General features: G+C 72.3%; 17 protein-coding genes. 10 read left to right on the top strand and 7 right to left on the bottom strand.

The window, feature by feature from the left end; all coding sequences use genetic code 11:
- Positions 1 to 47: 47 nt before the first annotated feature.
- Together ACIOGX_RS05265 and ACIOGX_RS05260 are read right to left on the bottom strand one after the other, a co-directional pair.
- Positions 48 to 839 (bottom strand): SAM-dependent methyltransferase, encoded by a 792-nt coding sequence (locus tag ACIOGX_RS05265; RefSeq protein WP_401910434.1) that lies wholly within the window; start codon positions 837 to 839, stop codon positions 48 to 50.
- A gap of 82 nt (positions 840 to 921) precedes the next feature.
- On the bottom strand, positions 922 to 1,770 hold the full coding sequence (locus tag ACIOGX_RS05260; protein ID WP_383965315.1) for a helix-turn-helix domain-containing protein: 849 nt from the start codon (positions 1,768 to 1,770) through the stop codon (positions 922 to 924).
- 274 nt (positions 1,771 to 2,044) lie between these two features.
- On the opposite strand from ACIOGX_RS05260, the gene ACIOGX_RS05255 reads away from it, so the two are divergent.
- The 6 genes from ACIOGX_RS05255 to ACIOGX_RS05230 all read left to right on the top strand — a co-directional run bounded on the left by ACIOGX_RS05255 (position 2,045) and on the right by ACIOGX_RS05230 (position 8,707).
- Positions 2,045 to 3,103 carry an ATP-binding protein gene (locus tag ACIOGX_RS05255; RefSeq protein ID WP_401910431.1) on the top strand — a complete coding sequence of 353 codons (1,059 nt, stop codon included), beginning with the start codon at positions 2,045 to 2,047 and terminating at the stop codon, positions 3,101 to 3,103.
- A gap of 180 nt (positions 3,104 to 3,283) precedes the next feature.
- The gene (locus tag ACIOGX_RS05250) at positions 3,284 to 4,270 is read left to right on the top strand and encodes an MASE1 domain-containing protein (RefSeq protein ID WP_356511065.1); all 987 of its coding nucleotides are present in this window, start codon (positions 3,284 to 3,286) and stop codon (positions 4,268 to 4,270) included.
- A 45-nt stretch (positions 4,271 to 4,315) separates the two neighbouring features.
- Positions 4,316 to 5,098, top strand: coding sequence for a methyltransferase domain-containing protein (locus ACIOGX_RS05245; protein WP_383965306.1), 783 nt, complete (start codon positions 4,316 to 4,318; stop codon positions 5,096 to 5,098).
- A 73-nt stretch (positions 5,099 to 5,171) separates the two neighbouring features.
- Positions 5,172 to 6,110, top strand: coding sequence for an aminoglycoside phosphotransferase family protein (locus tag ACIOGX_RS05240; protein ID WP_401910428.1), 939 nt, complete (start codon positions 5,172 to 5,174; stop codon positions 6,108 to 6,110).
- Between the two features lie 80 nt (positions 6,111 to 6,190).
- Complete coding sequence (locus tag ACIOGX_RS05235; RefSeq protein ID WP_356511060.1) at positions 6,191 to 7,162, top strand: aminoglycoside phosphotransferase family protein; 972 nt, start codon at positions 6,191 to 6,193, stop codon at positions 7,160 to 7,162.
- A 90-nt stretch (positions 7,163 to 7,252) separates the two neighbouring features.
- Complete coding sequence (locus ACIOGX_RS05230) at positions 7,253 to 8,707, top strand: MFS transporter (RefSeq protein WP_356511058.1); 1,455 nt, start codon at positions 7,253 to 7,255, stop codon at positions 8,705 to 8,707.
- Between the two features lie 5 nt (positions 8,708 to 8,712).
- On the opposite strand, the gene ligD is transcribed toward ACIOGX_RS05230, so the two are convergent.
- Positions 8,713 to 9,720, bottom strand: a complete 1,008-nt coding sequence (gene ligD, locus ACIOGX_RS05225) for a non-homologous end-joining DNA ligase (protein WP_383965293.1) — start codon at positions 9,718 to 9,720, stop codon at positions 8,713 to 8,715.
- The gene (locus ACIOGX_RS05220; RefSeq protein ID WP_401910423.1) at positions 9,720 to 10,352 is read right to left on the bottom strand and encodes a DNA polymerase ligase N-terminal domain-containing protein; all 633 of its coding nucleotides are present in this window, start codon (positions 10,350 to 10,352) and stop codon (positions 9,720 to 9,722) included. Before ACIOGX_RS05220 ends, ligD begins: the two co-directional genes overlap by 1 nt.
- Positions 10,353 to 10,668: 316 nt before the next feature.
- Here ACIOGX_RS05220 and ACIOGX_RS05215 point away from each other — a divergent pair, with 316 nt between their 5' ends.
- The 4 genes from ACIOGX_RS05215 (at position 10,669) to ACIOGX_RS05200 (ending at position 15,511) form a co-directional block, all read left to right on the top strand.
- A complete protein-coding gene (locus ACIOGX_RS05215; RefSeq protein WP_401910420.1) occupies positions 10,669 to 12,096 on the top strand; it encodes a phosphoribosyltransferase family protein in 1,428 nt (475 codons plus the stop codon).
- Between the two features lie 93 nt (positions 12,097 to 12,189).
- A complete protein-coding gene (locus ACIOGX_RS05210) occupies positions 12,190 to 12,873 on the top strand; it encodes a hypothetical protein (protein WP_401910417.1) in 684 nt (227 codons plus the stop codon).
- Between the two features lie 87 nt (positions 12,874 to 12,960).
- On the top strand, positions 12,961 to 13,692 hold the full coding sequence (locus tag ACIOGX_RS05205) for a helix-turn-helix domain-containing protein (RefSeq protein WP_401910414.1): 732 nt from the start codon (positions 12,961 to 12,963) through the stop codon (positions 13,690 to 13,692).
- Between the two features lie 76 nt (positions 13,693 to 13,768).
- The gene (locus ACIOGX_RS05200; protein ID WP_401910411.1) at positions 13,769 to 15,511 is read left to right on the top strand and encodes a GAF domain-containing protein; all 1,743 of its coding nucleotides are present in this window, start codon (positions 13,769 to 13,771) and stop codon (positions 15,509 to 15,511) included.
- 45 nt (positions 15,512 to 15,556) lie between these two features.
- Here ACIOGX_RS05200 and ACIOGX_RS05195 read toward each other — a convergent pair whose 3' ends face one another.
- The 3 genes from ACIOGX_RS05195 to ACIOGX_RS05185 all read right to left on the bottom strand — a co-directional run bounded on the left by ACIOGX_RS05195 (position 15,557) and on the right by ACIOGX_RS05185 (position 18,841).
- Positions 15,557 to 16,306 carry a response regulator gene (locus ACIOGX_RS05195; protein ID WP_383965278.1) on the bottom strand — a complete coding sequence of 250 codons (750 nt, stop codon included), beginning with the start codon at positions 16,304 to 16,306 and terminating at the stop codon, positions 15,557 to 15,559.
- Between the two features lie 280 nt (positions 16,307 to 16,586).
- Positions 16,587 to 18,107 carry a sensor histidine kinase gene (locus ACIOGX_RS05190; protein ID WP_401910408.1) on the bottom strand — a complete coding sequence of 507 codons (1,521 nt, stop codon included), beginning with the start codon at positions 18,105 to 18,107 and terminating at the stop codon, positions 16,587 to 16,589.
- On the bottom strand, positions 18,107 to 18,841 hold the full coding sequence (locus tag ACIOGX_RS05185; RefSeq protein WP_401910405.1) for a response regulator transcription factor: 735 nt from the start codon (positions 18,839 to 18,841) through the stop codon (positions 18,107 to 18,109). Before ACIOGX_RS05185 ends, ACIOGX_RS05190 begins: the two co-directional genes overlap by 1 nt.
- Positions 18,842 to 18,934: the final 93 nt, after the last annotated feature.

Below are 18,934 nucleotides of genomic sequence, written 5' to 3'. Positions count from 1 at the left end.
GGGGAGGGGCGTGGCCGGGAGGGGGTGGTCGCGGTGATCGGGGGTGGTCAGGGGATACGGGCGACGCCTCCCCAGCCGCCCCGCTCGGCGACCGAGGTGGTGGTGGCGTCGGGGTGCCAGTGCGGCCAGGACACGACACCCGGTTCGACCAGCTCCAGCCCGTCGAAGAACCGTGCGATCTGCTCGGGCGTGCGGAGGATGTACGGGACGGCCCCGGACGCGTTGTACGTCTCCTGCGCCGCCGCGTGCCCCTCGTCCGCTGCCGCCGCGTGGCTCAGGGCCAGATAACTGCCGGACGGCAACCGGTCCACGAGCCGCTTGACCAGGGCCAGGGCCTCGTCGAAGTCGACGATGTGGCCGAGTACGTCCGAGATGACCAGCGCGACGGGCCGCGCCATGTCGAGGGTCTCCGCCGCGCCGTCCAGCACCGCGTCCGTGTCCCGCATGTCCGCCTCGATGTAGGCGGTGGCGCCCTCGGCGGTGGAGGTGAGCAGCGCGTGCACATGCAGCAGGACCAGCGGGTCGTGGTCCACGTACACGACGCGGGCGGTGGGCGCGATGCGCTGCGCGACCTCGTGCGTGTTGTTGACGGTCGGCAGTCCGGCGCCGAGATCGAGGAACTGCCTCATCCCCGCCTCCGCCGCGAGATAGGTGACGGAGCGCCGCAGGAAGCCGCGCGACTCCCGCGCGAACGTCTCGATCAGGGGAAAGACCTCGCGATAGGCGTCCCCGGCCACCTGGTCCGCCGAGAAATGGTCCTTGCCTCCAAGCCAGTAGTTCCAGATGCGCGCGGAGTGCGGCACGGTCGTGTCGATACGACGGGGGGTCTCATCCGGCACGGTAGATCCCTTCGGTCACGGGTCCGGTCACTGGTCGGCTGTCGGGTAAGGGTCGTCGGGCGACGGCATCGCGTAAAGACCGTCAGGCCAGGGGCACGGGGTAGGGGAGCGGGGTGGACGGATGCGGGGCGGCGGCACACGCCTGGTCGATGAGCGTCCGGTACGCGGTCACGGTCACGGTGTCGCTCCAGACGTCGGCAGGACCCACGGGGCTCTCCCGGACCACATGGTCCGGGATCTCGGGCACATCCACCCGGTACAGGGTCAGACCGGCGACTCCGGTCAGCGGATGCGGTGGATCGGTGAGCCGTGCGACCTGAAGGGTGACGTCCGGGCGGGCGGCGGCATCGCGCAGCGCGGCGAGTTGTTCCTCCATGATGCGTCCGTCGCCCACGCGCGTGCGCACCGCCGCCTCGGTCATCAGCGCCCAGATCCGCGCCCCCCGCTCCGTCAGCCGGGCCCGGCGCTCGGTCAGCAGCTCGACGCGCCTGGCGCGGTCGGCCGGTGAACGGCCGGTGCCGAGTGCCTCCTCCACCGCGCGGGCGTACGCCGGGGTGCGCAGCAGCGGCGGCACGAGCGCCGGGTGCCAGAGACGGACCATGCGCGCCGCGGACTCCACGTTCATCAGGTCCAGGGCCCAGGGGTCCATCACGTCCCGCCACGGATGCCACCAGCCCGGCAGATTGGCGGTGGCCAGTTCACCGAGGAACTGCCTGATCTCCTCCTGGCCGGCACCGTAGCGCTCCAGCAGGGTCCGTACCTGGCCCGCGTCGAGCGCCGTCTCGGCCCGTTCGATTCTCATCACCGTCGTCCGGTGCGCGCCCAGCGCCGTCGCCGCCTGGGTCAGCGACAGACCGGCGCCCACGCGCAGCGACAGGAGCCGGGCGGCCAGGACCGCGTGGTGCACCGTGGGCCCGGACCTCGGTCTCATGATCTGCCCCTCTCCGGAACGCTCCCGGATCTCCGTGGCTGTGCTGCTCTCGTGGCTGTGCCGATGTCTCGGTTGTACCGATTCCGCCGGGGTGTGCGACACCGTGCGCACCTTGCGCATCGTGCACACTTCGCACGTTGCATATGGGGCACAGTGCTCCGACAGTGATGAGTATGTCCCCATCTGCCCGAGCCGCATCCTCCGGAAAGGGACCGATCGGAGCCCCCGGCGGGCTTCGCGTCAGGAACCTTCCCCCGCGTTCGCGGAGGCCCGCATGACCCGCGTCCGGCTTCTCGACGGTGTCACCGCCCGGCCGACCGCGTGGGTCGGCCGTCAGGCCCCGTGGGACGGCCAGTCCTCCCGGGGCGACACCTGCCGGATCGTGCCGGATGACGCCCGCCGGACCCCACGGAACGAGACCCTCCGGACCTCCTTGAGCCTCGACCGGGCCGACCACTCGTGCCGGCGCGCCCGGCAGTGGACCCGCGCCACGCTGGCCGACTGGTCCTGTCCGGCCGGTGACGAGATCGCCGGGACCGCCGCCGAGATCACCTCCGAGATCGCCGATGACGTCCTGCTGGTCATGTCGGAGCTGGTCACCAACGCCGTACTGCACGCCCGCGGCCCCATCCGCGCTCATCTGGAACGGCGTCCGGACGGCAGCGTCCATGTCGCCGTGGACGACGGGGGACCGGCCGCGAGCAGCCGTCCGCACGAACTGGCCGGCGACCACGGCAGGGGCCTCGAAGTCATCGCCGCGCTGGCGGCCGACCACGGGCGGACCACCGCGCTGCCCTGCCCGTACCGGGCCCGGTCCTGGGCCACCGTCACCACGGGCGACCGCCGATCCCCTCGACAGGAGCCACCCATGTCCGCTCTGTCACGCTCTCTCTCCGACGAGGGTGCGAGCCTCCCCGGCCCCGCCCATGCCGTCACCCCCGGTCCCGGCCCCGCCCCTGTGGCCGTCCGCGGCGGCGCCACCTGTCCTCCCGCCCGTCCTGCCCGTACCGCCGCTTCCGGCGTGGCGCGGCTGGCCGTCACCGTCACCGAGACCCGTCACCTCGTGATCGAGGATCCCGGACTGCTGATGCACCGCGCGTGGCAGATCGCACGGTGCGACCCCGAGGCCGCCGCCGAGCTGGGGTACGGAGAGCCGTACATCATGAACGAGAGGCAGGCGTTCACGCTGGTGCTCGCGGACTGCGGCGGCGACGGACTGGATGAGCGCGCCGAGCAGATGGGGCTGCGTGTCGTGTCCACCGCCACGGTGGCGACCTGCACCGACTCGGACAGTCTCGTCTACGAGGACGAGCGGCTCTTCGAGCCGAGCTGACCCGACGAGCCCGACCACCTCCGCGGTCCGGTCTCCTCCGCGGTCCGCCCACTGTGCCGTCCGACCATCTGTGCCGTCCGACCACCTGTGCTGTCCGACCGGGCCGGGAGAGGGTGATGTCTGCGCTCCGACGGTGCGTGTCATGGCCCGAGCGGGCGGCGGGCATTGTCTGATGGCTGTGTGGCGCGCAGCGAGAAGGTCCGGGGTCTGTTCGTAGCTTCTCTCCGGATCCTTGGCGTCGCCGTCGCCTACTACGCGGGCACGCGCATCGGCACGATGGAGGGCGTCGTGCGCGTCGAGGGCGCGGATGTGTCACCCCTCTGGCCGCCCACCGGTATCGCCCTGACCTGTCTGTTCCTGATGGGTGCCGGGATCTGGCCGGGGATCACGCTGGGCGTCCTCTTCCACCTCCTCACGCTCGACCCGTTGAGCGCCGTCACGCCCGGCGTCCTCGTGGGCTGCACCCTCGCACCGCTCTGCTCCTACCTGCTGCTGCGGCGCGTGGGCTTCCGTATCGAGCTGGACCGGCTGCGGGACGGGGTGGCGCTGGTGTTCCTGGGCGCCCTCGCCGGGATGCTGATCAGCGCCACGGTGGGGACGGCCATGCTGCTGCTCCACGGCACACTCCCGGTGGGTTTCTGGCCGACCTGGCTGGCGTGGTGGGCGGGTGACGCCATGGGGGTGCTGGTGGTCACGCCCTTCCTGCTCCTCGTCTGCCGTATCCGGCTGCCGCTGCCGCTCGACCGCTGGGTGGAGGGGACGGCCGTGGTGGTGGCCGCCGTCATCATCACCCCGCTGGCCATCACGATGTCCCTCACCCTGATCTTCCTGTTCTTCCCGGTGCTCATCTGGGCGGCGCTGCGCTTCCAGCTCGCCGGGAGCGCGCCGTACGCGCTGTTCGTCTCCGTCGTGGCGGTCCTGGAGGCGACCAAACGCGAGGGTGTCTTCGCCCATCACAGCCTGACGGAGCGGCTGATCAGCCTTCAGGCGCTCAACGGGTCGGTGGCACTGACCTCGTTGCTGGTGGCGGCGGTCGTCACCGAACAGAAGAACATCCGGCTGAAGATCGAGCAGGCGTGCGAGGCTCTGGCGGAGGTGGTGGAGCGGCTCGCGCCGGCGGAGATGGCGAGACTGAGGCCGCTGGAGAGCGAGGAGGAGAGCGGCTGACCCGACCGGCTGACACGCCCCGGACCGGAATGTTTGACTCTTCCCATGTCCATGACTCTCGGTGTGTCCCGGCCCGACCAGGCCGCCTACATGCTGCGCGCCGCCGCCGCGGACGCGGGCCGCGCCTACAAGCGGGAACTGATCGATCTGCTGGACGTACGGCCGGGCCACACCGCGCTGGACGTGGGATGCGGTCCGGGCACCGACCTGCCGGCGCTGGCGGAACGCGTCGGCCCGGCCGGCACGGTGATCGGCGTGGACCGTGACCCGGCCATGCTCGCCGAGGCCCGGCTGCGCACGGACGCGCTCCCTGCGGTCGAGATCCGCGAGGGTGACGCCCACGCCCTTCCCGTCGAACCGGGCACGGTGGACCGGGTGAAGACCGACCGGGTCCTGATGCATGTCGCCGAACCCGCCGATGTCCTGGCCCAACTCCACCTGGCCACCCGGCCGGGAGGGCTGATCGGTCTCACCGAACCCGACTGGGACACCCTGGCCGTCGACGCGGAGGACCTCGACACGAGCCGCGCCTTCACGCGGTACACCGCCTCGCGGGTGGTCCGGCACGCCACGGTCGGCCGCGGCCTCGCCCGCCTGGCCACGCGGGCGGGTCTCACCGTCGAGACCGTCCTCGCCACGACCCCGGTCTTCCGCGACTTCCAGGACGCCGATCACACGCTGGGGCTCGGCCGCAACGTGCAGCGGGCGATCAAGGACGGTGTCATCGACGAAACGCGGGGCCGCCGCTGGTTCGCCGCCCTCTCCGAGGGGCCGTTCTTCGCTTCCTTCACCCTGATCAGCGTGGTCTGCCGCAGACCCGTGTCGTGACGGCGACGATCACGGCATCCTGAGCCGGGCCGGGCCTCGTCCCGCGAACGGCCGTGGCATAGCCTCGACTTCGATGAGAGGCATCGACATCCCCGACGCGCTGGCCGCGTCCTACGGAAAACCGGGCGACGTGTCCGGCCGTGCCTGGATCGCCGCGCTGCCCGGACTGGTCGCGGACTTCCTGGACCGCTGGACGCTCCGGCCGGACGGTCCCGCCGGACACGGCATGGCCGGTCTCGTCCTGCCGGTGACCCGCGCGGACGGCACGCCCGCCGCGCTGAAAATCCAGCCGGTCAGCGAGGACAACGCCCACACCGCGACCGGTCTGCGGGTATGGAACGGCGACGGCGTGGTCCGCCTGTTCGACCACGACCAGGACACCGGCGTCATGCTGCTCGAACGGCTGGACGCGACACGGCCGCTGTCGTCCGTGGCCGATGACACCGCCGCCATGCGCGTGCTCGCCGGTCTGCTGGCGCGGCTGGTCGCGGTGCCCGCGCCGGAGGGCGTACGGCGGCTGGCGGACATCGCCGCCGTCATGGTCGACGAGGCGCCGCGGGCCGTACCGGCACTGCGCGACCCGGCCGAGCAACGGCTCGTACGGACCTGCGCCTCCGCGGTGGCCGAGCTGGTCCGCGAGCCCGGCGACCGCCTGCTGCACTGGGACCTGCACTACGACAACATCCTCGCCGGAGAGCGGGAACCATGGCTGGCCATCGACCCCGAACCGCTGGCCGGCGACCCCGGGTTCGACCTGCTGCCGGGGCTGGACAACCGATGGGACGAGGTGGTGGCGACCGGCGATGTCACGGGCGTGGTGCTGCGCCGCTTCGACCTCCTGACCGAGGCACTCGGCCTCGACCGGCAGCGCGCGACCGGCTGGACGCTCGGCCGTGTACTACAGAACGCGTTGTGGGACATCGAGGACGGCAAGGCCGCGCTGGAACCGGCCCAGGTCGCCATCGCCACGATCCTGTCGCGCCACCGGGCGAACAGCCGGTGGCCCGTCTGACCTCCGCCTCTCCCGGCCCTCCGCCCCTCCCGCGCCCCGGCCCCCCCCGGCGGCATCGGGCGCCCCGCTAAGCTCAGCACATGCCAACCCACCACACTTCCTGGGGCACCCCTGTCTCTCTTCCCTCGCACACCGGCAGCCGGCGCATTCCCTGGGAGCGCCTGCCGCGAGCGGTGAAGGCGGGGATCGAGGACGTACTCCAGGGGACGGTGACCGCGGCCACCAGCCAGCAGGGCGGATTCTCCGACGGCCTCGCGGTCCGGCTGGAACTGTCCGACGGGCGCAGGGCGTTCGCCAAGGCCGTCGATACGGTCGCCGCGACCGCGGTGGGCGCGTTCCACCGTCGGGAGGGCGCGGTGGCGGCCGGGCTGCCGTCCGGGGCGCCCGTGCCGCGGCTGCTGGGCACCTACGACGACGGCGGGTGGGTGGCGCTCGTCTTCGAGGACATCGACGGAACACTGCCCGCGCAGCCATGGCGCGCGACCGAACTGGAACGGGTCCTCGACGCCCTCACCGACCTGGCCGGACGGCTCACCCCGGCGCCCCCGCTCGCGGTGGCCCTTCCGGCGCCACGGCTGGGCGGCTGGGAGCGGCTGGCGAACCATCCCCGCGCGCTGGCGAAGCTGACCGAGATCGCGCCCCGGGCCGCCCGCGAACTGGAGACGCATCTGTCGCTGGAGGCGCGGCTCGGCGAGGCGACCGCCGGAGACACCCTCACGCACGGGGACCTGTACCCGTTCAACGTCCTGCTCACCGACGACCGTGTCGTCGTCGTGGACTGGCCGCACGCCTGGGTCGGCCCCGCACACGCCGATGTGGTGATGCTGCTCAGCAGTGTGGCGCTCTCCGGGATCGATCCGGAACCGTACGCCGCGCGCCATCCGTTGCTGGCCGGTGTCGACCCCGAGGCGGTCGACGTACTCATTTCGGCGCAGGCGGGGTTCCTCCTGGCCGCGGCCTGCTCCATGGACTCCACCGGCGACCCGAGGCTGGAGGGCATGATGACGGGGCTCGGACTGGCGTCCCTGCGCTGGCTGTCCGCCCGCGGGTGAACCGGCGCGGCGGGCGGAGCCGTCGGATAGTGGTTCCGTGCGCGGTACGCGACGCGGCGCACGGACGAACGCGACGGCGGGAGGGAAGCGATGACGCCGCCTGCCGCACCGGAACCCGGCACCCTCACCACGGCCGTACCGGCACGCCTCGACCGGCTGCCCTGGTCGCGCTGGCACTGGATGATCGTGATCGGTCTCGGCACGGTCTGGATCCTGGACGGCCTCGAAGTCACGATCGTCGGCAATATCGCCGGACGTCTGTCCGAGCCGGGCAGCGGTCTGGCGATCACCTCGGCACAGGTCACGGGCGTCGCCGCCGCTCTCTATGTGGCGGGCGCCTGCGCGGGCGCGCTGTTCTTCGGCCGGCTCACCGACCGCTACGGCCGCAAGAAGCTGTTCATGGTGACCCTCGCGGTCTATCTCAGTGCCACCGCGATGACCGCGCTGTCCTTCGACGCCTGGTGGTTCTTCGTCTTCCGCTTCCTCACCGGATTCGGCATCGGCGGTGAGTACGCGGCCATCAACTCGGCCATCGACGAGCTGATCCCGTCCGTCTACCGGGGACGTGTCGACCTGATCATCAATGGCACCTACTGGCTGGGGGCCGTGGGCGGCTCGCTGCTGTCCATCGTGATGCTCAACACCGGACTCCTCCCCGAGAACGTGGGATGGCGGCTCGCCTTCGGACTCGGTGTCGTCCTCGGCCTGGTCATCCTCCTCGTACGACGCCACGTACCGGAGAGCCCCCGCTGGCAGCTCATCCACGGGTACGGCGCGGAGGCGGAGAAGCTGGTCGATTCCGTCGAACGGCGCATCGAGGAGGAGAAACAACGGGAACTCCCTCCGCCGGCCGGCCGGATCACGATCCAGGAGCGCGAGAGCGTCGGCTTCGGCCTCATCGCCAGGACGGTCTTCCGCCGGTACCCCAGGCGGGCCGTGCTGAGCCTGTCGCTCTTCATCGGGCAGGCGTTCCTCTACAACGCGATCACCTTCGGCTTCGGCACGATCCTGACCACGTTCTTCGGCGTCGCGACGGGACACACCGGCTACTACTTCGCGGTCATCGCCGCCGGCAACTTCGTCGGCCCGCTGCTGCTCGGCAGGCTCTTCGACACGGTCGGCCGCCGGATCATGATCTCCGGCACCTATCTGCTGTCGGGCGTCCTGCTCTTCGGCACCGCGTGGCTCTTCGACCGCGGCTCACTGACGGCCACGACGCTCACCGCGTGCTGGTGCGTGGTGCTCTTCTTCGCGTCGGCGGGCGCCAGCAGCGCGTACCTCACGGTCTCCGAGGTCTTCCCGATGGAGACCCGCGCCATGGCGATCGCGTTCTTCTACGCCCTCGGTACGGCGGCGGGCGGTATCAGCGGCCCGCTGGTCTTCGCGGACCTCACGGCGTCCGGGGTGGTCGGGGACACGGCGCTGGCCTTCCGGATCGGCGCCGGGCTCATGTGCGCGGCGGGGCTGGTGGCGGCGTTCCTCGCGGTACGGGCCGAGCGCCGGGCGCTGGAGGACATCGCGGAGCCGCTGTCGGTGGTGAGGTGAACCGGTCACGCGGCTCGCTCCCGTACCACCTCCGCCGGATCCTTGTCGTCGCGCAGCCCACGGAACCGGGGGTGGCGCAGCATCGCGTCCCGCGTCCACTCCGTGAACTCGATGTCGGCGACGAGCCGGGGGTGCGCCCAGTGCGGGGCGCGTTCACGGACCGGGTCGGCGAACGGCGAGTGATCCACGGCCAGTTCGTCGAGCCGTCGGCGCAGCTCCCGCAGGGTCGCGCGGTCGTACCCCGTACCCGCCTTGCCCGCGTAGCGCAGCCGGCCGCCCTCGTGGTACCCGAGGAGCAGCGCTCCGAAGCCGGTGCGCGTACCGGACGGTTCCGTGAAGCCGCCGATGACGAACTCCTGCGCGCGCAGGCACTTGAGCTTCAGCCAGTCGGGGGACCGGCGGGGCTGGTAGCGGCCGGTGGCCCGTTTGGCGATCAGCCCCTCCCAGCCCCGGGCGCACGCCTCGTCCAGCAACTCCTGGCCGCCGTGGTTGCGGTGCGTGATGAACCGCAGCGGCGGCCGGTGGACGAGGGCTCGGCGGAGCAGGGACTTGCGGGAGCGCAGGGGGAGCGCGGTGACATCGGCGCCGTCGAGCCGCAGGAGGTCGAAGAGACAGTAGGTGACGGCGACCGGCGTGGCACGGGCCCTGCGGACGTCGGAGATCCCCATCCGCTTCTGGAGCAGGGCGAAGTCGGTACGGCCGTCCGCGAAGGCGACGATCTCGCCGTCCACGGTGAAGTCGGCGCGGTCCTGCGCGGCGAGGGCGTCCACGATCTCCGGGTAGGTGCTGTTCAGCCGCAGGCCGTTGCGCGACAGCAGACGGACGCCGCCCCCGTCCCGCACCGCGAGCACACGGACCCCGTCGAGCTTCCGCTCGAAGATCCACTCGTCGTCGAACTCCCGGCGGTCGCTCAGGGTGGCCAGCATCGGCCGGGACGCCAGCTCGACGCCGGGCCGCGCGTCGGTCAGCCTCCGGCGTTCGGCGGCCGGCAGCGTCTCCAGGATTCCGGTCATCACCGCACGCCCCTTCCGGGCACGTTCTCCTGGGCCACCTGGCGGAGGGTACGGCCGGTACGCGCGGAACGTGCCCGCCGGGGATCGGGCGCGGCCCGCCCGTGACGGGCGCCACCCGCGTCGTTCTCCTTGACCAGCAGCCAGGCCTCGCGCGCGCCGTCGTCGCCGCTCCTGAACCGGGTGAGCGCGTAACCGCCGCGCAGTTTCGTCCCGTTGAGCCGGAAGGAGGCGTGGCCGCGTTCCAGCGCCCGCGCGAAGGCGGCCGGGTCCATGTCCTTGAGCGGCCGGTAGGTGCCCTGGTCCCAGACGATGACCGTGCCGGCGCCGTACTGGCCGCCGGGGATGACGCCCTCGTACTCCCGGTACTCCAGCGGGTGATCCTCCGTGGGTACCGCCAGGCGTTTGTCGTGCGGATCGTCGGACGGCCCCTTCGGCACCGACCACGATCTCAGTACGCCGTCCACTTCGAGCCGGAAGTCGAAGTGCGTGGTGCTCGCGTCGTGGATCTGGACGACGAACGACGGCTCCCGCCCGGGGAGGTCGCCCTCGCCGCGGGGTTCGTCGAGGGGCTCGTCCGTACGGTCGAAGTGCCGCTTGGCGCGGTAGCGCGCCAAGCCGTCCGTGTCGTTCACGGCGTCCCGCCTCCCTGCCTCCATGACGCTCCATGACGGCTTCGCTCCGGCAGGTCCCCGGGCCCGGCCCGCCGCGCGGGCGACCCTGAGTCCGAGCATCCGGGAGCGGTTCCCCCTCGGCAACCGCGGCCGGCGCCCAGGGCCGACAATCGCAGGTCACCGCCGGTTCGAGGCGCCCGGCGCCCGTACGAAAGGATCCCGGGGCGCCCATGGCGGGGATAGGGCCGGACGGTACCGCCATGGGCCTCTTGGCCCCTATCGGCGCGCACGGACCGCGTGGTCCGGTGGAAGCGGGGCTCCGGGAGAGGAGGCGGGCATGCGCTTCGCCGACCGAACGACCGCCGGGATACAGCTGGCCGAGGAAGTGGCGCGGCTGCACCTCGACGACCCTGTGGTGCTGGGCCTGCCGCGTGGCGGGATACCGGTGGCGTACCAGGTCGCCCGGGTGCTCGACGCGCCGCTGGATGTCATCGCCGTCCGGAAGCTCGGAGTGCCGTCCCGGCCCGAGCTGGGGTTCGGCGCCATCGGCGAGGGCGAGGTACGCATCCTGAACGACGATGTGGTCCGGGCCGCCCGGCTCGGGCCGCGCGAGCGCGCCGCGGTGGAGCTGACCGAGCGGACCGCGCTGGAGGGCCGCCTCCGTGCCTACCGCGCGGAGCGACCGCCCACCGCGCTCGCCGGGCGGACGGTGGTGATCGTCGACGACGGCATCGCCACCGGCTCCACCGCGTCCGCCGCCTGCCAGGTGGCGCGGGCACGCGGTGCGGCCCGGGTGGTGCTGGCCGTACCCGTGGCCCCGCCGGGAGCGCTGGCGGAGCTGAGCGGGGAGGCCGACGACATGGTGTGCCTGTACTCGCCGGACTACTTCGGTTCGGTCGGCCAGTGGTACACGGACTTCGCCCAGACCGGCGACACCGAGGTCGTCGAGCTGCTGAACGACCGTCTGGCCTCCTCCGGGGGCGCCACGAGGAGCACCACGGAGGGTGCGGGGAGCATCGCGGAAGATACGGGGGGCATCGCGGAGGGTTCGAGGGGCTTCGCGGAAGGTACGGAGACCGGTGGCGGCCACACGGCGGACCCGCCGTCCCGCCTCCGGGCCGTCGAACGCGAGGTCGAGATGACCATCGACGGCCGCGTGCTGCCCGGAAGCCTGACACTGCCGGACGGCGCGCCGGGCGTGGTGGTCTTCGCGCACGGCAGCGGCAGCGGCCGGCACAGCCCCCGCAACCGGTCGGTGGCCGAGCTGCTGAACCGAGCGGGTCTCGGCACCCTGCTGTTCGACCTGCTCACCCCCGAGGAGGAACGCGACCGGGCCAACGTCTTCGACATCCCGCTGCTGGCCCGGCGGCTCACGCTGGTCACCGCGTGGCTGGGAGCCGAGCACGCCCTGCCGGTCTGCTACTTCGGTGCCAGTACGGGAGCGGCGGCGGCGCTCCTGTCCGCCGCCGAGCCGCACGCGGACATCAAGGCCGTGGTCTGCCGCGGCGGCCGTCCCGACCTGGCCGCCGACGCGCTCGCTGACGTACGGGCACCGACCCTGCTCATCGTGGGCGGCGCGGACGCGCAGGTGCTCGACCTGAACCGCCGGGCGGCCGAACGTATGCACTGCGAGCACCGTCTCGACGTGGTGGCCGGGGCGACCCATCTGTTCGAGGAGCCGGGTGCGCTCGAAGCCGTGGCGGATCTGGCCCGTGAATGGCTCACGGAGCATCTGTCCCCGAGTGCGCAGCGCGCGGGCCCTTGACGGCGCGCGGAAGGCACCGCGCGGATGACTCCACTTCGGATGGCACCGCGCGGAACCCGGGAACTCATCGAGTCGAGTGCAGGAGGGCGGACCATGCGGACGCCGGACCCAGGGGACCCCAGGAACGACCGGAACCACCGGAACAACCGGAACGACCGGAACCACCGGCACGGGAATCACGGACATCACCGGAAGCACCGGCCGGGGCGTCCGCGCGCCGCAAGGAACGGCAATCCGCTGCGCCGGCCGGCCGACCGGCTGCGGTTCTGCGTCGACATACTCCTGATGGTCGTACTGATCATCGGCCTCCCGCTCGCGGGATGGGCGGCGGGCAGCCTGACCTACGACCACTACCAGGGCGTCACACACTCCCAGAACCTGGGAAAGCACCGGGTCACGGCCCATCTGACCGCGGACACGAGCCATCTCGTACCGGTCGCCCTCCCCGGAGGCTCGGTGGGCAGCGCGCCGGTCACCTGGACCGACGCGAGCGGGAAACACACCGGCCGGACCGTCGCCTTCGAGGGCCAGAAGAAGGGGGCGGCCATCCGCGTCTGGGTGGACCGGGCGGACCGGATCACCGTGCCCCCGGAGAACTCGTCCGCGGGCCTCACCGCCGGAGTGTCCGCCGGGATCGTGGCCGCGGCCACGGCCGGCGCGCTCGTGAGCGGCGCGCGGGCGGGGTTCCACCGGTCGCTCGACCGGCGGCTCGACGCGCGGTGGGAGAAGGAATGGTCCCTGGTCGAGCCCAAGTGGTCCCACCGGAGCGACCGTTGAGACACCGGCGAGACACCGGCGCGGACCGTCCCTGGTGCCACAGGCCGGGGCGTACGAGGACCATCCCCGACTCGCGGGAGAGCCACCATGACGGACAGGACGACAGACGGGACCACGGGCGGCGGACCGGAAGACGGTTACCGCCCGGGAGACCCGGTCCCGCACCGCGCGGACCTGGGCCGGCGGGTCGTCGCACGGCGCCGGGAACTGGGACTGACGCGCGAGGACGTGGCCGTACGGGCCGGTTCGGCGCCCGGCTACATCCAGTATCTGGAGGAGCACTCGGCGTCGCCCGGAACCGGATTCCTGCTGCGCCTCGCCGACGCTCTGGAGACCACCGTCACGGAGCTGACCGGCGCCACGACGGACCTCCCGCCCGGACTCGGCGTGGCCGGGTACCACCCCGAGCTGATCACCCTGAACGCCGCCGACTCCCGTGCGCTGCTGTCCACCCACGGGGTGGGCAGAGTGGCGGTGACGCGGGACGGCGAGCCCGCGATCTTTCCCGTGAACTACACGGTCGACGGTGATCTGGTCGCCTTCAGAACCGCTCCGGACGCCGCGCCGGCGGCGGCCGCGGGGCATGAGGTCGCCTTCGAGGCCGACCATATCGACGACGCGTTCAGCCAGGGCTGGAGCGTGCTCGTCGTCGGCGAGGCACAGCGGGTCACCGACCCGGACCAGGTGCTGCGGCTTGAGGAACTGGCCCACACCACCGCCTGGGCCGGAGGCGACCGCGGTCTGTGGATCGCCATCAGCCCGGCGCAGGTCACCGGGCGCCGGATCCAGGTGCACCACGGCCCCCGGTCGTCCGCCTGAGCCATCCTCCCCCGCAGCACTTACGGTGGAAGTGCGGCCGGCCGGCGGTCCGAAGCCCGGCCGCGACGGAGGGACCGTGGGCGACGACGGGAACACGTGGGCCGAGAGTGCCCCGAGACGGCTGGACGTCCTCCCGGAGGAGTTGCAGGCGCAGCTCGACGCTGTCCGGCACGGGACGCCGCAATCGATGCAGAGCCTGCTGGAGGCCGTGCTCTCGGTCGGGCGGGAGCTGGATCTCTCACAGGTGCTGCGGCACATCGTGGAGGCCGCGGTGGTGCTCGTGGACGCCGAGTACGGCGCGCTCGGCGTCATCGGCGAGGGGATGACGCTCTCCCGCTTCCTGCCCGTCGGCCTCACGGCGGACGAGATGGACACCATCGGCCGGCTGCCCGAGGGCCATGGAATCCTGGGCGAACTGATCCGCCACCCCGAGTCCCTGAGGCTCTCCGAGATCTCGGACCATCCGGAGTCGTACGGGTTTCCGCCCAGCCATCCGCCCATGCACTCGTTCCTGGGCGTGCCGATCCGCGTGCGCGACACCGTGTTCGGCAACCTCTACCTCACCGAGAAGAGGGGCGGCAAGGAATTCGACGACGAGGACGAGACCGTCCTGTCCACGCTCGCCATGGCCGCCGGGGTGGCCATCGAGAACGCGCGGCTGTACGAGAAGGCCCGGGACCGGCAGCGCTGGCTGGAGGCCAACGCGGAGATCGTCGCCAGTCTGCTGTCCGGCGCCGACGAGACGCAGGTGCTCCCCCTGGTCGTGGACCACGCGCGCCGTGTCCTCTCCGTCGACCTGGGGGCGCTGGCGCTGCCCGACGAGGGCGGGGACATCCTGCGCGTCGCGTTCGCCACGGGAGTCGACGCGGAAGCACACGACGGACTGGTGCTGCCCCGCGAGGGCTCGTTCGTCGGAGCCGCCCTCCACGCGGGAAAGCCGCTGATCAGCCTGGACATCGAGACCGACCCGAGGAGCACGGCGGGCCCGCCGGGGTGGGACGGTCTGGGGCCCGCCGTCGCGGTGCCGATGGTCGCGCGGGACGGCGTGCGCGGCGTCCTGCTGCTGGCCAGACTCCGCGGGAAGGTCCCGTTCACCGAGGCCGAGACGGCGCCGCTGCTGGCCTTCGCGGGACAGGCGGCGCTCGCCATGGAACTCGCCGGGCGCAGGCGCTCCGCCGAACAGCTGACCCTGCTGGAGGACCGTGACCGGATCGCCCGTGACCTGCACGATCTGGCCATTCAGCGGCTCTTCGCCACCGGCATGACCGTGCAGAGCACCCTGCGGTTCGTGGACCATCCCGCGGCGCGCGAGCGGCTGCTGCGCGCCGTGGACGATCTCGACGAGACCATCAAGATCATCCGCTCGACGATCTTCGGCCTGCGCGCCCATGACACGGGACGTACCCGGCAGGGGCTGCGCGTCCGCGCCACCGCGGCGGTCGAACAGGCCGTCCGCCCCCTCGGCTTCACGCCGTCGCTGCGCATGGAGGGACTCATCGACACGGATGTCCCGTCGGCGGTCGCCGACCATGTCGTCGCCGTCCTGGGCGAGGCGCTCAGCAATGTCGCCCGTCACGCGCGCGCCACCGGCGCGGAGGTGTCCCTCGTCGTCCGCGAGCACCGGCTGACCCTGACCGTCTCGGACAACGGGGTCGGCCTGGCGCCGGACTGTCCGCGAAGCGGCCTGGACAACCTCGCCGGGCGAGCGGAGACACTGGGCGGCCGGCTGACGGTCCTGCCGGTCGAGGCGACCGATCACGGCGGAGCCGGTCAGCGCGGCACGCGCCTCGTATGGACCGTGCCCGTCGACCCTTGCTGACCCCGTGGGCCGCCGGCCCCGGCCCCGGGTGCGAGGCCGCGGGGCTCAGTGGCTCCCATGGCCGGGGTCCGGCGGTCCCGCCGAGTGCGGGGCGGCCTCGGTGGCGAGGACGGCGGCCTGGATACGCCGTTCGACACCGAGCTTGGCCAGCAGCCGCGAGATATGGTTCTTGACCGTCTTCTCGGAGAGATAGAGCCGCTCGCCGATCCGCCGGTTGGTCAGCCCCTCGCCGATCAGCCCGAGGATCTCGCGCTCGCGGGGTGACAGCCCGGACAGCGCGTCGGGCTCCCGCCGCTCTTCGTCCTCCGCGTCCTCGCCGCGCAGACTGCTCATCAGCCGGGTCGTCGTGGCCGGGTCGAGCATGGAGCGGCCCGAGGCGACCGTACGCACGGCGTCCACCAGATCCGACCCCTTGATCTCCTTCAGCACATAGCCCGCCGCCCCGGCCATGATCGCGTCGAGCAGCGCGTCGTCGTCATCGAACGACGTGAGCATCAGACAGGCCAGGCCGGGCATCCGCGACCGCAGCTCCCGGCAGACCGTGATCCCGTCGCCGTCCGGCAGCCGTACGTCGAGAACGGCGACATCGGGCCGGAGCGCCGGACCCCGGGCCAGGGCGTGGTCCATCGAGCCCGCGTCCCCCACCACCTCGATGTCGGGCTCCGCGTCGAGCAGATCCCGCACCCCGCGCCGGACGACCTCGTGATCGTCGAGGAGGAACACCCGGATCGGCTTCCGCGCCGGGTCGCGCGCCCGCGTGCGCGCCGAGAAGTCAACGTCCCGTGCCTCGTCCATGCCGATCCTCCGCCGCGCCGTCGTGGGCCCCGCCCCGGTATCCGGCCAGGGCCTCCATCGTGGCGCCACCTCTCCATCGTGGCGCGGGCTCCGGTGGGCGTACCAGGGCCGAACGGGGCCCGCGCATGGGCCGTCCAGGTCCCCCGGCGTTCCCTCCCAGGGCCCCTGCCGGCCCGGGGAGGGGCCCGGGGAGGCGTGAGTCCCGGCATCGCGCGTTCGTCCGTCAGGCGTCGTCGCCCGTCACGAGTGGCGTCGGGCATCGGAAGTCTTCTGCCAGGAGTCAGGCGCCGGGGCCACGGTCACGGTCCTCCGCGCCGTGAATCCCGGGCCGCGACGCCGGGAGAGCCGACGCGGGGAGAGTCATCGTGAACACGGTGCGCCCGGGGGCGCTCTCCACGCCGACCGTGCCGCCGTGCGCGGTGACCACCGCGTGCACGATGGCGAGCCCCAGCCCCGTGTCGCCCGCCGCCCGCGAGCGGCTGACGTCCGCGCGTACGAAACGGCCGAAGATCTCCGGCTGGAGTTCCTCCGGGATACCGGGGCCGTCGTCCGCCACGCTCAGCCGGATCTCGTCCCCGTCGGCCGCCAGCCGGACGGTGACCCGCGTACCGGGAGGCGTGTGCGAGCGGGCGTTGGCGAGGAGGTTGGAGACGGCCTGGTGCAGTCGGTGCTCGTCGCCCGTCACGGTCACGGCCTCCTCCGGCAGATCGAGCAGCCACCGATGGCCGGGGCCGGCGGCCCGCGCGTCGTCCGTGGCGTCGAGCACGAGCCGCGTGAGGTCCACGGGGCCGCGGTCGAGGGCGCGTCCGGCGTCGATACGGGCCAACAGCAGCAGATCGTCCACCAGCCGGCTCATACGCTCCGACTCGGACTGGATACGGTCCAGCGCCCGCCGTACCTCGCGCGGTACGGGGCCCTCGTGCCGGAGCGCGAGCTCCGCGTGCCCGCGGATGTTGGCCACGGGCGTGCGCAGTTCATGGCTGGCGTCCGCGGCGAAGTGACGCAGCCGTTCCTCACTGGCCTGACGTCGCTCCAGGGCGTTGCCGACATGCCCGAGCATGCGGTTGAGCGCGGTCCCGACCTGGCCCACCTCGGTGCGCGGGTCCGTGACCGGTACCGGGTCCGGCATGGCGACCTCTCCGCTGGCGAGGGGGCGCTCGGCCACGTTCGCCGCGGTGCTGGTCACCCGGCGCAGCGGGCGCAGCGACAGCCGTACCCACAGCGCCGCCAGGATTCCCGTGACGATCAGGGCCGCGCCGAAGACCGCCGCCTCCACCCGCTCCAGCCGGTGCACGGTTTCCTCGACGGGGCGCAGGGGCAGCCCCGTGATCAGCACATCCCCGTCGTCGCCCTTGACGGCGGCGAGCCGGTAGTGTCCCAGCGCGGAGAGCCGGAGCGTATGCCCCTCTCCGTCGACGGGCAGCCCGGCGAGTGCGCGCCGGTCGTCCACCGTGAGTCGTACCGCCGAGTCGCCCTCGTTCCTGACGACAGCCGCCTGTGTGGTGGTGCCCCGCAGCAGCCGGGCTCCGAACGTGCCCTTCGACTGGCCCCTGGTGTCGGCGCGGTTGTCGCCGTCCGGGGTGGCCTCGTGTTCCAGACTCGCCGGGAACCTCCCCCCGGACGCGGAAAGCTGCTGGTCGAGGCGGCGGACGAGGAATCCTTCGAGTGCGAAGGCCGTGCCGACACCCACCGCCAGACAGGCGAGCGCGAGGAGCACGACGAGCCCGGTGGTCAGCTGACCGCGCAGCGTACGGGGCGGCAGGGAGGCGCGGGACAAGAGCCGTCGCGGTGGTGTCGGCATCAGGACTCCGGCTTGAGTACGTAGCCCACGCCGCGCACGGTATGGATCATCGCGGGCCGCCCCGTGTCGATCTTCTTGCGCAGATAGCTGATGTACAGCTCCACGACATGCGCACGGCCACCGAAGTCGTAGGACCAGACCCGGTCCAGGATCTGCGCCTTCGACAGCACCCTGCGGGGGTTGCGCATCAGGAACCTGAGCAGCTCGAACTCCGTGCGGGACAGCTCCACGAGATCACCACCGCGCGTGACCTCCCTGGCCTCCTCGTCCATCACCAGGTCTCCCACGGCCAGCAGCCGGTCGCTGTCCGTCTCGCGCGCCATGCCGGCCCGTCGCAGCAGCCCGCGCAGCCGGGCCAGCACCTCTTCCAGACTGAAGGGTTTGGTCACATAGTCGTCGCCGCCCGCGGTGATTCCGGCGATCCGGTCCTCGACGGAGTCGCGCGCGGTCAGGAACAGCACACACACGTGCTCCCGCTCTCCGCGCAGCTCGTGCAGCACCCTCAGACCGTCCATGTCGGGCAGCATCCAGTCCAGGACGACGGCGTGCGGACGGAACGCGCGGGCGGTGGCGACGGCCGACGCGCCGTCGGCCGCGGTGCGCACCTCCCAGCCCTCGCCCGACAGCACGCCGGAGAGGACCTCCGTGAGGTCCGGCTCGTCATCGACGACAAGGACCCGCACCGGGCCGCCGTCGCTGCCGTACAGACGGGGTGGGTGGCTGTGGTTCTCCATGGTCCTTACAGCATCTCCCGCGACACGGGGTGTGTGCTTCAGGGCTTGCTCTGAGTTCCCTCTGAATACGCCCGTTACGAGGGCGCTCAGAGG

This window comes from Streptomyces sp. NPDC088147, from assembly GCF_044741565.1.
GTDB lineage: Bacteria > Actinomycetota > Actinomycetes > Streptomycetales > Streptomycetaceae > Streptomyces.
The sequence above is the reverse complement of the archived record's forward strand: the minus strand, read 5'-3'. Positions and strand labels throughout refer to the sequence as shown.

Bases quoted from the DNA above. Each gene is read 5' to 3' on its own strand.
- ACIOGX_RS05260 (WP_383965315.1), bottom strand. From the start codon at position 1,770: ATGAGACCGAGGTCCGGGCCCACGGTGCACCACGCGGTCCTGGCCGCC.
- ACIOGX_RS05255 (WP_401910431.1), top strand. From the start codon at position 2,045: ATGACCCGCGTCCGGCTTCTCGACGGTGTCACCGCCCGGCCGACCGCG.
- ACIOGX_RS05245 (WP_383965306.1), top strand. From the start codon at position 4,316: ATGTCCATGACTCTCGGTGTGTCCCGGCCCGACCAGGCCGCCTACATG.
- ACIOGX_RS05240 (WP_401910428.1), top strand. From the start codon at position 5,172: ATGAGAGGCATCGACATCCCCGACGCGCTGGCCGCGTCCTACGGAAAA.
- ACIOGX_RS05235 (WP_356511060.1), top strand. From the start codon at position 6,191: ATGCCAACCCACCACACTTCCTGGGGCACCCCTGTCTCTCTTCCCTCG.
- ACIOGX_RS05230 (WP_356511058.1), top strand. From the start codon at position 7,253: ATGACGCCGCCTGCCGCACCGGAACCCGGCACCCTCACCACGGCCGTA.
- ligD (WP_383965293.1), bottom strand. From the start codon at position 9,720: ATGACCGGAATCCTGGAGACGCTGCCGGCCGCCGAACGCCGGAGGCTG.
- ACIOGX_RS05215 (WP_401910420.1), top strand. From the start codon at position 10,669: ATGCGCTTCGCCGACCGAACGACCGCCGGGATACAGCTGGCCGAGGAA.
- ACIOGX_RS05210 (WP_401910417.1), top strand. From the start codon at position 12,190: ATGCGGACGCCGGACCCAGGGGACCCCAGGAACGACCGGAACCACCGG.
- ACIOGX_RS05205 (WP_401910414.1), top strand. From the start codon at position 12,961: ATGACGGACAGGACGACAGACGGGACCACGGGCGGCGGACCGGAAGAC.
- ACIOGX_RS05195 (WP_383965278.1), bottom strand. From the start codon at position 16,306: ATGGACGAGGCACGGGACGTTGACTTCTCGGCGCGCACGCGGGCGCGC.
- ACIOGX_RS05190 (WP_401910408.1), bottom strand. From the start codon at position 18,107: ATGCCGACACCACCGCGACGGCTCTTGTCCCGCGCCTCCCTGCCGCCC.
- ACIOGX_RS05185 (WP_401910405.1), bottom strand. From the start codon at position 18,841: ATGGAGAACCACAGCCACCCACCCCGTCTGTACGGCAGCGACGGCGGC.